We start from the raw sequence: 15286 nt of genomic DNA, 5'->3' as shown, positions 1-15286 counted from the left end.
TTATTTTTTTATAATTTTTAAAACCTCTGGAGTATCTAAATCTACTTTTATAAAATAGATTCCTGAGTTTAGATTTGCAAAAGGAACTTGTATATAACTTGCGCTAGTTTTTTGGTAGTTATTATTAAGCACTAACTTACCTGTAACATCATAAATTTGAATTCCGATTGTAGATTTAGTATCTGAACTTGGAATTGTTATTTTAAGATTATCAATTACTGGATTAGGACTAGCTTTTAAGCTAATGGCATTTTGAATTGTTTTTCTAAAAGTACCTTCACATGCTTTTGAAGTTTTTATCTCTAACTCTCCGTTACCCACAAGATCTAAATCAAAATTAGTATCAGATGTAATCATTATTACTTCTTGGTTAAATAGGACAGTATATGGAGCAGTACCTCTACTAACCTCAACATTAGTTGTATCAGAATTTAGATTATTGCTGTTAGCAATCTGTAATTCTATAACACCAGCTTCTTCAATATTAATTTCAAAACACTGTTGATAATCGATCGCAATATCATCCACAGCAACACAAACTGTATAAGAACCAACAGGTAAATCTTCAAAAGTATAGGTGTTATTAGTAAACGACTGAGATAAGTTTAATCCATTACCTACTAAAGTTGTAACGTAATCCACATAAGTTTCATTTACAGTAACTATAACTTTTCCGTTATCTTGACCATCACAAGTTTCTGAAATAATTTGTAAAGCGATATTATCAGCATTAGTATAACTAGTATCACAAACATCACCAATTCCGTTTCCGTTAGTATCTTGTTGGTCAGCATTTGGTATTGCTATACAGTTATCAACATCGTCAAAAATAGTGTCACCATCTGTATCTTGACATGCATCTCCAACACCATTTCCATCTGCATCTTCTTGACCAGGGTTAGCGTTTAGTGGACAATTATCATTAATATCTAATATTCCGTCACCATCCGTATCTTGACATGCATCTCCAATACCATTTCCGTCTGCATCTGCTTGATCTGCATTAGCGGTATTAACACAATTGTCTACTCCATTAAGGACACCATCACCATCTTCGTCACCATTAGCATCAATTTTAAACTCACCAGAAAAGATTCCTCTACCATAAGTAGATGCAAAAACCATATTGTCATCTCTTAAATCTAGGTCTGTTACTTTAACATTTGACATTCCGTTAAAAGCTTGATTCCAGTTTGGGTTAGCATCAGAGAAGTTATTTGTAAACCAAACGCCTAATTCTGTTCCAATAATAACTTCGTCAGGACTTAAAGGATTTTGTAAAATGGCTTTAACTGGCATATCAGGTAAGTCACCTTCTTTAGCTTGCCATACTAAACCACCATCGTTAGAATACCAAATACTCTGAACACCATAATTATGAACTGTTAAGAAAATTTCATTTTCAGTAGCTCCAAATTCTAAATCAGAAACACTTCCAAAAATCACATTTGAAGGATCTAATTGTGTAAAAGTTGGTGAAGCTAGATTTGCATTTTCTATTAAAAACACATCTCCTAATATTGTACCTACTAAAACTTTAGACGAGGTCGTGGTATGAGGAGATACCGTAAAAGCAGTTGGTGTGCTTGTTAATAATGGGTCTGTTAAACTTACTGCTTGAAGTGTAGACTGAGATTTAATCCCTGAATACCTTCTAATAATGCTGTTTCCTCCTGATGAATAATTAGAATATAAAATATCTAAATTAGAATCTAATGCTTGAGGATTAATAAACGCTCCATTTGAAGCTGTTTCGTTGTTGATAGTAACATTAGAGCTTGTTGCAAAATTATAAACGTTAATCCCTGAATTGTAAACGTAGTTTCTTACAAAATATTGATCTGTTCCGTCTTGATCAAAAAATGTAAAAGCACCATCTCCACCATAAGCTTCAATAGTAGCATCTGTTTGATTTGGATTAGCATTTTCAAATAATTGTGTCCCGTTATCTTGCAGTCCTCCTGCAAAATAATCTCCTGTAAAAGCAGTTGTTGGAGCTACACCTACCGTATAAAATTGAGACGTGTTAAAGTCTTTATTTCTTGAAGTTGTAGTTGATCCTGCATTTGCAGAATAATACACACCACCATCATTACCAAAAGCAACTACTGTTGATGATCCATTAGCAAAGGTCATAGCATGTTGATCTGCATGCACATCTTGAAATCCAAAACCACCATACCAATGACTAAATTGGCTCCAGCTATTTCCTGCGTTTGAGGATTTAAACAAATCAATTCCACCTGCAAAGATAATCTGATCGTTATTTGGATCTACTTCTAACATTAAATCATAGAATGCTTGCCCTCTTGTAAAATCATTAGCTGCAATACCTGTATCTGCATCGTTAGGTAAACTCATTGTTGTGTTAGTAGTAAAAGCATCCGTGGTTTTCTCCATTAAAACTGGCGCTGCAGCAGTACTACCTTGTGCTAATACGTAAACAACATCTGCATTCGAGGACGAGACAGCTATTTGAGTTCTAGTCGCGTCTGGAACAGTGCGTTTAACTGTAAACGTTATCCCATCTGTAGAATTAAGGATATTTCCTCCACCATCACCAAACACAGTACTATTAGTTGTAGATAACCATATTTTGTTATCTGCACCAATTTCTATATCGTTTGGACAAAACTTATTACCAAAAGTTGTTGTAGGTAAAACTACTTCGTTCCAGTTAGTTCCATTATCTGTTGACTTGTATAAACCAAACTCTGGTCCTGTTAAAAATGTTGCTGTATTTGCAGCTCCATAAAAACTATCTCCTGCTGCAACATAAACTTCTGAAACACCATTGTTATCTCTTACTTTTATATCGTTTACAAACTGAATTCCTGGCACTAAAGTACCGTTTAAAACTCCTATTTGTGGATTTAAAGATCCTGTTACAGTACCTGCATTAATAGCTGCTTCAATAAGATTACCATCTGCTTGAGATATCATAACAGCAGGTATTACAATTGAGTCATCATCTCCTGACATATTAATTAGTGCGTCATCCACATTATTCATTATAATCGCTCCAATTGCCCCTGCATCTTGCGCTGATTTAACTTTTTCAATAAATGTACAAACCCCTCTTCTTATTAAAGCGATTTTTCCAGTCATGTCTATTGTTGACGGTCCACAACCTTCATTAGGGTTATTTGATGTTTGTCCATTGGTACCAGTAAATGGTACGGTTCCATCTGCCAAAATAAACTCAGCTGTAATTACAGTATCAATACTTCCACCAAAAATACTTGTAGGATTAGATATATAATCTCCAGCAATACTGCTTGGCGCATTTACTGTAATGTTATTTATAATAGTTTGTGTTGTTGTTGGTCCTGAGATACCACCAAGGACTTTAGACCAAGTCATACCTGCATCTTCAGATTTCCATACACCATCTCCATTTACATCTCCTCCTACGTATGATTCTCCTGTTCCTACATAAAATATATTTGTGTTATTTGGATCATAAGTGATACAGCTAACCGCTAAATTTTCTGGGATATCAACTCTAATCCAACTAGAATTAGCGTCAGAAATATTAGTGTTTTTCCATAACCCTCCACTAACTCCACCTGCAAAAAGGGTTTCGTTAGTTGTGTCATTAGGATCAAACATGATAGCTCTTGTTCTACCTCCAACATTATTAGGACCTCTTTCTATCCAACTGTTATCAATAGCATCTCCTGGTACTCTACCTGAGGCTAAAAAAGCCTGTCTTTTAGCTTGTTGTGCTTCTCTAATTAGTCTTAATTTTTCAGTTGTTGGTCTTCCTAAGATAGGATCCATTGTTAACTCCCACTCTTGTTCGTAGTATTTGTTAGGAGTTAATCCAGCAGCTTTTCTTTCGGGTTTAGTTAATTTTAAAACCTCTTTAAAAGGACTGTTTTCTAAATGATTTTTGTGAATTTCTTTGGCGTTAGCCATCTCAGAAACTTCAGAATTTTTTACTTTAGTTAGGGTAAAAAAAGCCAGACATACTAAAACGCATGACGTTAGGATAATAATTTTCTTCTTCATTTTATTTTTTTAAGACTATAAAAATACCGGTTTTTAATATTTTTTTAAGAGTTTTATTGTTAAAAATTCATTTTTTTAGAAATAATACAAACTATAAACTAAACCCTTTTATTTTTTTATATTCGATAATAGCTTGACTATCAGACATCAAAGACACATAATGACATACATTTAGCAATCTTACATACAAACTATCTATATTAAAGTCTAATGTTGATGGTAAACCTTTCATTATTAGTTTATCATAATTTGTAGCTTTTCCTAAAAAGGTATTATTTACAGCTTTACTGTAAGTATTTAATAATGAATTTAATATTTGGTAACCAGCAATTTCTTTATCAACTACATCTTTAGATTGATATACTTTATCAATGCTTAATTTTATAATATCATTGATTTGTGCTTCGTACTTACTTTTATCCAATAAGCTAATACTAAACTGACCGTCAAGTATAGCTTCTTCGTTTTCCATAAAAATGGTTACTGCTTCATTAATTAATGTATTAATAGCTAATGCACGTAAATAACTTACCCTATCCTTAGTATTAGTTAGCTTATGGTATTTATTAGTATTAATGGAGTTTCGTACTAAATTAATCAGATACTCTAACGCGTATTCCTCTTCAATTAACCCTAAATTAATTCCGTCTTCAAAATCTATTATTGTGTAACATATATCATCTGCAGCTTCGACTAAAAAAGCTAAAGGATGACGAGAATAACTTAAACTATTAGCATCACCTCTTGGGATTAACCCTAACTCTTCTGCAACGTCTTTAAATGAATCTTTTTCTGTTTGAAAAAAACCATACTTTTTATCTGCAATATGCTTTGTAGGCTTTTTAGGTAATGATGCTTTTGGATATTTTGTAAAAGCCCCTAATGTAGCATAGCTTAATCTTAAACCACCTTCTCTGCCTGCACGACTTTGTGTTACTATTTTAAAACCGTTGGCATTACCTTCAAAATCACATAAATCTTGATATTGACTAGCTGTTAACTCTTCTTTATAATGCTGACCTTCTCCAGAGATAAAAAATTCGCCAATTGCTTTTTCTCCAGAATGACCAAAAGGCGGATTACCTATATCATGTGCTAATGCTGCTGAAGCTACAATTGCTCCAAAATCGTTTGGTAAATAGCCATGTATATTTTGAAGATGTGGATGCTTTTCTAAAATTTTTTGTCCTACTTTTCTACCTAAAGAACGTCCTACAACACTCACCTCTAAACTATGTGTTAATCGCGTATGTACAAAATCAGTTTTAGACAAAGGAATAACTTGAGTTTTATCCTGTAGACTTCTAAACTCTGACGAAAAAATAACACGATCATAGTCTACTTCAAACCCTAATCTAGTTTCATCTTGTTCTTTTCTTAATCTTTTATTAGTGTCGCCAAAGCGTTTTAACGATAATAATTGTTCCCAATTCATATTCAAAATTTAGTATTGCAAGATAACTATTTGAATAATAAAGCAAAGTACTTTCTAATGTTAACTTAATGTTTTGAAAAAGTAACACTAAAACTATTCTGGTAACCTTTAGCTAACTTTTTGGTGACTAACTATTAATCTGCAGTTAACCTTGACTTTACAATATCAAGGTTTCTTTGCACCAAGAATTTTAATAGTCAAAATGAAAAATTTAACATACTTAGTTTTTGCTTTATTTAGCATCGTAACTTATTCTCAAAATGGATCAATATCAGGAACTTTAACTGATAAAGAATTTAACGACGAACCTCTTGCTTTTGCCAACATTTTAATTACTGGCACTACTATAGGTACAACGTCTGATGACAATGGTAAATATTTGTTTTCAGACTTAAAACCAGGTTCATACAATGTAGAATTTAGTTTTGTTGGTTATCAAACACAAACTATAGCTGCAATTGTTGAAGCCGGAAAAACAACAACTATTAATGTTGCAATGGGAGCCAGTGCTGCGTCTTTAGACGAAGTAATACTTGAAACTGTTACTACCAAACGTGAAAGTGAAACCGCTTTATTACTAGATCAAAAAAAAGCTATCGAAATCAAACAGAGTATTGGTGCAGAAGAGTTATCTAGAAAAGGAGTAAGTGATGCTGCTGGTGCTGTTGCTAAAATATCTGGAGTGTCTAAACAAGAAGGATCAAGCAACGTATATGTAAGAGGTCTTGGAGACAGATACCTTAACACAACCATGAATGGATTATCATTACCATCTAATGACGTTAACAAGAAAAACATAGATTTAAATTTATTCTCTTCGGATGTTATCCAAAATGTATCCATTAGTAAAGCTTATGCAGCTCAATTTTACGGAGATTTTGCTGCAGGTAATGTAGACATTACCTCTAAAGAACATAAAGGAGGAAGTTTTGTAGATGCTTTTACAGGCAGTGGATTTAACACTAATGCTGTAGATAAAAACTTTGTACGTAGTGAAGGTACTGGTTATTTTGGATTTTACGGAAGAAACGAGCATAACCCATTTGCAATTATTCTATCTCATGGTGTAGATCCTGTAGCTATAGACACACCTATTAATGTTGCCTATGGTGCATCTGGAGGTAGTTCATTTAATTTTGAAAACGGTTCTAGATTAAGCTTTTTTGTTACTGGTGGATTTGAAAACAATTACGAGTATAGACAAGGTCGATCTGTAGATTTTTCTACAGTAGAGAAAAAAGCGTTTGAAGCTGCAGAAGAGTTTGAATACTCTACAACATCAACAGCTATGGCAAACATCAATTACAAAATAAACTCTGATAATAACTTAAGCTTTAACTCAGTATTTATTAATAGTTCTTCTGACGAAGTAGGATATTATGGTACAGATGGTCAAGGAAGAAGTAGAGATGCTATTTTAAACACAGACAAAGGGTTTTACCAACAAAACATACAATTTGACCAAACTAAAATGTTTGTCAATCAATTAATAGGAAATCACAAATCGGGTAATTTTGAATTAGATTGGGGATTTGGATACAACAAAGTGTTTTCAGACCAACCAGACCGTAAGCGTTTTAGTGTAGAAAACTACGACTACGCTTTAGATAATGACCCAACAACAAACCCAACCTTTTACAGCAATGTAGTATTTGATAACCAACGTTACTTTCAAAAAATTGAAGATGATGAGTACAATGGACGTATTAATTTAGCTTATGAGGTTAATGACAATCTAAAATTTAATTTTGGATACAATGGTCGTAACAAAACAAGACAATTTAATAATGTTAGATATGGTTACGATATAGTTGATAGCGATTATCAAATAACAGATGTTAATAATTTTGATTCAGTGTTTAATCTTGACAACTTAAATCTTAATCCTTCATCTAATGGTTTATACGAAATTAAAGTACTAAAACCTTACCCAACACTTTCTAACACTAACAGACCTGGACTTTTTGAAAACACTTATAATGGTAAGCTTAACATTTATGCTGGTTATGTAGATGCCCAAATTAAAGCAGGAGAAAAATGGTTGTTTGTACCTGGCGTAAGATTAGAAAATTTTGAACAAAGTATTGATTACAATGTGATTAACTTAGGAAACAATGGTGTGGACTCTAAAGTATCTGAAGAAACATTTATTTTACCTAGTTTAAACGTTAAATATAGCCTAACGGATGATCAAAACCTAAGATTATCTGCAAGCAAAACTGTATCTACACCAGAGTTTAAAGAAATAGCTCCTTTTGTTTACGAAGACGTATCTACACGTATTGGTGGTAATCCAGATGCACTTGGTTACTCTGAGGTTTTAAATATTGATTTAAAATATGAGTGGTTTTTTAGTAAAAGTGAAATCTTTTCAATAGGTGCATTTACCAAACAAATTGACAATCCAATAAATCTTGTTGTTGTTGGTGATGCAACAGGTACTCAACGTTATGTTAGAACAGGAGATCAAGCAACTGTTTATGGTGTTGAAGTAGAATTAAGAAAAGACCTATTAGTTGATGCAGATCAAAACACCAATTTATCATTTGGAGTTAATGCAACGTACATGAAAACTAATCAAGATTTATATGAAAACATAGATGGAACATTTGATTTAGCTTTTAATAAAACCGAAGACGAATTACAAGGTGCTTCGCCATTTATCTTAAATGCAGACATCAGCTACTCACCAACCTTTAAAAACTATAAGCCTGTTGCCAACTTAGTATTTTCATACTTCTCTGATCGTATCGATGCATTAGGTTCTGGTGACTTAGGTAACATTGTAGAAAAAAGTGTTCCAACTTTAGACTTTATCTGGAAAAATACAATCAATGATAATTTTGAAATCAACTTAAGCGCTAAAAATCTTTTAAACCCAACTATCCAATACGTTAGAGAAGACCAAAATCAAGGCGATGTATTAGTAGTGTCTGCAAACGGAAAAGGTGTTACAGATTACAAAAGAGGTATGAATTTAGGACTTCAACTTAAATATAAATTTTAATAAATATAACACAAAAACATAATACAACTAAAAAACTAAAAACAATGAAAAAACAAATAATTTTAGGCTTAGCATTAGCAGCAACAGTATTCTCTTGCTCTACTGATGACACATCTGATATTGTAATTAACGACAACAGTGTAACAAACAACACGTCTGGAGGAGGTCCAACTGACCCTTCAACTATTTTCTTGTCTGGTACTTATACTGAAGACTTAACATTAGATGCTAACAACACTTATAAGTTAAATGGATCTTTAATTATGGCAAGTGGAACCACTTTGACTATTCCGCCATGTATGACTATTAAGGCATTATCATCTGGAGCAGATGTATATATTGCAATATCTCAAGGTGCACAAATCATAGCTAATGGTACTGCAGATTGCCCTATTGTTTTTACATCTGACGCTGCAAGTCCTGCTGCTGGAGATTGGGGAGGATTAATCTTACTAGGAAAAGCACCTATCAACTCTGTTACAGGAACAAACACTGCAACTTCTGAAATTGCAAGTTTACCTTACGGTGGAAATGTTGCAAACGATAATTCTGGATCTTTAAGCTATGTACGTGTAGAGTATTCTGGTGGTGCAGCTGATGGACAATCTGAAAATAACGGATTCTCTTTTTATGGTGTAGGTAACGGAACATCTGTTAATTACATCCAAGCTTATGCAGGAAAAGATGATGGAATTGAGTTTTTTGGTGGAACAGTTAATGCAAGCTACGTCTCTGTAATCAATGCAGAAGATGACTCAGTAGATTGGACAGAAGGTTTTTCTGGAACATTAAACAATGTTTACATCTCTAACAGAGCAACAGATGATAAAGCAATTGAAGCAGATGGATACAATACTGACTTTAGTAATGCAACAGGAATATTCTCTAAACCAACTGTAAACAACGTAACTATTATTGGTGAAGGATCGGCTAACTCATCAGAAGCTGTTAGATTAAGAGCTGGTACTCAAGGATTATTTAGCAATATCATGATAACAGGATATGCTGAAGGTTTTGATTTAGATGATGCTGACACAGGAAACGGAGTTGTAAGCGATGACCTACAAGTAACAGGAGTAACTTTTGTTGACGTTTTAACTAAAGTTAAAAACGATACTACTATAACTTTTACAGATGCTGACTTTTTCACTGGCGAAGACACAGCTACTGGAACAGACTACACATCTTGGGGAGCTGGTTGGACAATCAACTAAACCTAAATACACATCAAAAAAAAAGCCTTGCATATGCAAGGCTTTTTTTTTGATGTGTATAACTTAGTTACTAATAGCTACTGGATTTTTCACTTCCCACTCGCTAACATTAGCAATTTTGTTATTAGTATAATCTACTTCTTTAAGAGTGGTTTCATTCCAATAAAACCACTTGCCGACTTTTTTACCATTATCATAATTTGCTGAAACTTGTTTCTTGCCTGCTGCGTCAAAACTTAACCACTCACCTTGTAGCTTACCATCTGTAGTGTAAGCACCAGTTTGGCTTACAACTCCATTGTCGTGATAATAAACAACTTCTATTAAATTAGTGTTTTTATTAAGTTTTAAATCTCTTTTGTCTTGAGCAAAAGAAACCACAGTAAATAAAAAAGCAATTGAAACTAAAATTGATTTCTTCATAATTATGGGTTTTAACATTATATCTCAAAGATACATATTAGATAACATTTATGCAACATTTAGGTAACATTAAATTAACATTGGAATTTTAGGTACCTAAAAATCAAACCTTAAGAAACATTAATTAACATAACAACACTTAATAATTACATAATATTAGCATTACATTAAAATCACTTTGTATGTTGATATTTGTTACTGTCTTAAGACAACACAATTAGTATGTCATATAATCTATTAGTTTTTGTCGACTACATTATTATGATTTCTAATGAGACTGCTTTTGGCCAAAGCAGTCTTTTTTCGTTAAAATTTAAAAGGTTAATACTTAGGAAACATTAAGTTAACATTAGAGTTATTTATTTGCAGCGACAAAAACTAATACCTTATAATGAAACTTATTTTATCCATTGCACTATTGTTGTGCTTGACGCTGTCTGCTTATGCGCAAGAAATTAGCGACACCTCTTTTGGTAAAGGACTTATTAATTTTACAGCAAAGGACAGTTCTTTTAGCATAAAATTTGCACCTCGCTTTCAAGTTAGATCTATATCCTCTTGGGATCATGATGGGTCGCAATATACAAGTCCAGAACACAATTTTATTGTGCGACGTGCACGTTTAAAGTTTGATGGTTTTGCCTACAGTCCAAAATTAAAATACAAAATAGAATTAGGTTTATCTAACAGAGATCTTTCTGGAGCAAATCAATTTAACCGTAACACACCTAGATACATTCTAGACGCTGTTATTATGTGGCAATTTGCAGATAATTGGGAGCTTTGGGCTGGACAAACAAAATTACCTGGTAATATAGAGCGTGTTGTATCTTCAGCAAATCTTCAATTAATTGACCGTTCTTTATTAAATAGTCGTTTTAATATTGATCGTGACTTAGGTGTTCAATTACGTCATACATCAAAATTAGGTGACAATTTTTTAATGCGTGAAAAATTAGCAATTTCTCAAGGTGAAGGTCGAAATGTTTCAGAAGGTAATGAAGGTGGACTTCAATATACAGCTCGTGTAGAGTTTTTACCTTTTGGCAAGTTTCAATCAAAAGGTGATTATGTCCAGGCTGACTTAAAAAGAGAAGCGAAACCAAAACTAATGTTAGGTTTTACTTACAACTTTAACGAAAATGCTGTTAGAGAACGAAGCGGTTTAGGAAATTATATGTTTAAAAGCGATGGTTCATTGTATGAAACTAATGTGTCTACTATTTTTGCAGATGCAATGTTTAAATACAAAGGATTTAGTTTTATGGGAGAATATGCAAACAGAGATGCTGATCAACCAATAGCTATTGACACAGATGGTTTAACACCTACTGGTGATGTCGTACTTACTGGTAATGCACTTAACCTTCAAGCTGGTTATCTGTTTAAAAGTAATTATGAAATTGCAGCTAGATACACTACCGTAACTTATGATGCCATAACAGGAAACTTACCAACGGATCAGTATACTTTAGGTGGCTCTAGATACATTGTAGGTCACAAATTAAAAGTACAAACCGACTTAAGTTACACAACTGTAAGTGGTAACCAAGATAATATTACCTTTAGACTTGGATTTGACCTACATTTTTAACAAAAAAAACATAACATTGTCATAACATTGCACTCGAAAACAGTAAAGATATTTGCAAACTTATTTTAATTAAAAATTATGGATAATATTTATTTATTTATGTTGATTGCCATAACAATATTAGCAGTAGTTGATATTGTTGTAGGTGTTAGTAATGATGCCATCAACTTCTTAAACTCAGCAATAGGCTCTAAGGCTATTTCTATGCGTACTATTATGATAGTTGCTAGTTTAGGAATTTTTATTGGAGCTGTATTTTCAAGCGGAATGATGGAAGTTGCTCGTAAAGGTATTTTTGTACCTGCTATGTTTAGTTTTGAAGAAATCATGTACATTTTTATGGCAGTAATGATTACTGACATCTTACTTCTTGACTTTTTTAACACATTAGGATTACCTACATCCACTACCGTTTCTATTGTATTTAACTTACTTGGTGCTGCGGTTGTAATGTCATTAATTAAAATTAGTGCTTCAGACACACAAACATTTGCAGACTTAGGTGACTATATAAACACCAAAAAAGCTATCGAGATTATTACCGGAATTGTAATGTCAGTCTTTATAGCATTTACAGTTGGTGCATTAGTACAGTGGGTTTCACGTTTAATATTTACATTTCAATACGAAACAAAATCTAAATATTTCGGTGCTATTTTTGGAGGAATCTCTTTAGCTTCAATCACATACTTTATATTCTTAAAAGGGCTTAAAGGCACACCTTTTTACAAAAGCATTAATGGTGTTGTTGAAGGAAATGAATTATACATACTAATTGGAAGTGTAATTGTATGGACATTATTTTCTTATGCTTTTCAAAAAATCACTAAAAAAAGTGTTTTAATAATCGTAATTGCGGTTGGAACTTTTGGTTTAGCATTAGCTTTTTCTGGAAATGATTTGGTTAACTTTATTGGTGTACCTATGGCAGCATACCACTCGTTTGATGCTATGCAAACAGCATTTACTACATCAGGAACGTTACCAGCAGATTTCTCTATGGCTATATTAGAGAAAAAAGTACCAGCAGAACCTTTATTATTGTTCATCTCTGGAGCTATTATGGTATTAACGTTATGGTTTTCTAAAAAAGCAAAAACAGTTGCCGAAACTGAAATTAACTTATCAAGCCAAGGTGATACGCATGAAAAGTTTGAACCAAACATGCTGTCTAGAGGAATTGTAAAAGGAACATCAGCGTTATCTGATTACTTTAGCGCAATTGTACCTAAATCAACACAAGCTAAGATTGACAAAAGCTTTCAAAAGCCTAGCGCTAAAGCTTTAACTAAAACACAAAGTAAAGATTTACCTGCTTTTGATATGATTAGAGCATCAGTTAACCTTATGGTTGCAGGTGTATTAATTGCAATTGCAACATCAATGAAACTACCATTATCTACAACTTATGTTACATTTATGGTAGCAATGGGTACATCATTTGCAGATCGTGCTTGGGGACGTGAGAGTGCTGTTTATAGAGTAGCTGGTGTACTAAATGTAATTGGTGGTTGGTTTGGAACTGCTATTGGAGCCTTTTTTGCAGCAGGAACTGTTGTCTTTTTAATTAAGTGGAATCCTAAAGTGATGACACCAATATTATTATTACTTACTGCTATTTTATTAGTTAGAAACTATTTATCACATAAGGAAACATCTAACAAAATTGCACCAGAAGACAGCTTAACAGACTCAGAAAGCAGCTCTGTACAAGGTGTTATTCACGAAAGTGCTAAGAACATTGCTAACGTTGTAAAAAGAGGAAATAAAATTTACACTAATGCTATTAACGGTTTAGCTAAACAAGATAGCGCATTGCTTAAAAAGAATAAAAAACAAGTTATAAAGCTTTCTACGGAAGTGGATGCACTAAGAGACAACATCTTCTATTTTATTAAAAATTTAGATGAATCTAGTTTAAATGCAAGTAACTTTTATATTAATATTTTAGGGTATTTACAAGATATGACACAGTCGTTGGACTACATTACTAAAATGAGTCATAAACATGTAAACAACAACCATAAAAAATTAAAGTTCAGTCAAATAAAAGAGCTTAAAGAAATTGATGAGCGTTTTGATTTATTTTTCAACAATACTCAAAATGCTTTTAACTCACGTTCATTTGAGCAAATTGGAGATATCTTAGGAAGAAAAAATGAAATAATGGAACTTGTAACCTCTAAAATATTAAAACAAGTAGAGCGTACAAGAACTGAAGAATCTAGTCCTAAAAACACGACATTATATTTTAATTTATTATCAGAAACTAAAGATTTACTTAGCGCAACTATGAATCTTTTAGAAGAGTACCATAACGCACATGATGCTTCTGTTACTCCTGCAACTCTGGAAGAAGAATAAATTAATAAACTTTAAAGCAAAAAAAGCTACCCTTATCAGGTAGCTTTTTTTTGTTTACATAAATCTATAAAGTAAATAACCTAAAACAGCTCCAATTATAATCACCCAAATAGTACTAACTTTAGTTTTAAATACTAATAATAAAGCTAACAACGCTATTACAATGGTTTGCCAATCAATTAAAGTGTCTTTTGTCATTACCACTAAAACCGCTAACATAACTGCAACTGCTGCAACATTTACAGCATCCAAAAAATAGCGCAATAAACTAGATTTTTGCATTTTTGGAATCAATGGATTTAAAATAAGAACAAATAAAAAAGAAGGTAAAAATATACCTGTTGTTGCAGCTAAGGCACCTGCAAAACCAGAGAGTTGGTAACCAATAAATGTGGAGGTAGATAATACTGGACCAGGTGTAAATTGGCCAACAGCAATTGCATCCAATAACTCAACCCTAGTTAACCATCCCTTAGTTACTAACTCGGCATCCAAATAAGCAAACAACACATAACCGCTTCCGTACAATATAGCACCAACTTTTAAAAAGATCCAAAACACATTAATTGCTGTTATTTTTAAAAGTGAAGTACTTAGACCACTGATCAAAAAAAATGGCACAATTGTTTGAATCGAATTAGATGATTTATTCTTAAAATAAAAATATAACATACCAATTATACCTGCTAAAAGCAGCGCTAAAATCTCATTAACACCCAACAAACTGGCTATGAAAACTAATAAGCCTATTAATCCTAGCTCCAACGTTTTTATAGCTTTTTTACCCAGTTTGATAATTGCAGAAGCAATAATTGCTAGAACAGCTGGCTTAATACCAATAATAAAAGGTGCAACCTCAGGAAGATTACCATACTTAACATACAAATAAGCTAATACTGCTGTAATTATAATGGCAGGAAATATAAATGCAATTCCTGCTATAAACAATCCCTTTTTACCAGCACGTTCATAACCACAATGCATCGTCATTTCGGTAGAATTTGGTCCTGGAATTAGATTAGTAGTGCCTATTAAATCTAAAAAATAAGCTCTAGTCATCCATTTACGTTTGGTTACAACCTCCTCCTCCATCATTGCAATATGTGCAGCTGGTCCACCAAAAGCAAAACAACCTAATTTAAAAAATACACCTGCAACCTCTTTAAGTTTAGTATCCATTTTAATTTAATATTCATTATTACTTTTAGCTAAATTAAATATTTAAAAACAGAAAA

General features: G+C 32.8%; 8 protein-coding genes. 4 read left to right on the top strand and 4 right to left on the bottom strand.

The features are described 5' to 3' along the window. Positions 1-4014, bottom strand: coding sequence for a thrombospondin type 3 repeat-containing protein (locus tag M890_RS16550; RefSeq protein ID WP_084553700.1), 4014 nt, complete (start codon positions 4012-4014; stop codon positions 1-3). A gap of 91 nt (positions 4015-4105) precedes the next feature. Continuing rightward, positions 4106-5449, bottom strand: coding sequence for a dGTP triphosphohydrolase (gene dgt, locus M890_RS0114470; RefSeq protein WP_028284203.1), 1344 nt, complete (start codon positions 5447-5449; stop codon positions 4106-4108). 202 nt (positions 5450-5651) lie between these two features. On the opposite strand from dgt, the gene M890_RS0114465 reads away from it, so the two are divergent. Both M890_RS0114465 and M890_RS0114460 read left to right on the top strand, forming a co-directional pair. Continuing rightward, entirely contained in the window at positions 5652-8456 is a 2805-nt protein-coding gene (locus tag M890_RS0114465; protein ID WP_028284202.1) for a TonB-dependent receptor, read from the top strand. A gap of 44 nt (positions 8457-8500) precedes the next feature. Next, positions 8501-9670: a beta-helix domain-containing protein gene (locus M890_RS0114460; protein ID WP_028284201.1), complete on the top strand. Its 1170-nt coding sequence runs from the start codon at positions 8501-8503 to the stop codon at positions 9668-9670. A gap of 63 nt (positions 9671-9733) precedes the next feature. Here the strand turns inward: M890_RS0114460 and M890_RS0114455 are convergent, their stop codons facing one another. After that, positions 9734-10093: a toxin-antitoxin system YwqK family antitoxin gene (locus M890_RS0114455; RefSeq protein ID WP_028284200.1), complete on the bottom strand. Its 360-nt coding sequence runs from the start codon at positions 10091-10093 to the stop codon at positions 9734-9736. 391 nt (positions 10094-10484) lie between these two features. Here M890_RS0114455 and M890_RS0114450 point away from each other — a divergent pair, with 391 nt between their 5' ends. Together M890_RS0114450 and M890_RS0114445 are read left to right on the top strand one after the other, a co-directional pair. Further along, positions 10485-11687, top strand: a complete 1203-nt coding sequence (locus M890_RS0114450) for a porin (protein WP_028284199.1) — start codon at positions 10485-10487, stop codon at positions 11685-11687. Positions 11688-11765: 78 nt separating this feature from the next. Beyond that, positions 11766-14051 (top strand): inorganic phosphate transporter, encoded by a 2286-nt coding sequence (locus tag M890_RS0114445; protein WP_028284198.1) that lies wholly within the window; start codon positions 11766-11768, stop codon positions 14049-14051. A 54-nt stretch (positions 14052-14105) separates the two neighbouring features. Here M890_RS0114445 and chrA read toward each other — a convergent pair whose 3' ends face one another. Then, positions 14106-15230, bottom strand: a complete 1125-nt coding sequence (gene chrA, locus M890_RS0114440) for a chromate efflux transporter (RefSeq protein ID WP_028284197.1) — start codon at positions 15228-15230, stop codon at positions 14106-14108. Positions 15231-15286: the final 56 nt, after the last annotated feature.

Origin of the sequence: Olleya marilimosa CAM030 (genome assembly GCF_000518485.1) — a bacterium.
GTDB classification, from domain to species: domain Bacteria; phylum Bacteroidota; class Bacteroidia; order Flavobacteriales; family Flavobacteriaceae; genus Olleya; species Olleya marilimosa.
This window is presented reverse-complemented; position numbering and strand designations above follow the sequence as displayed.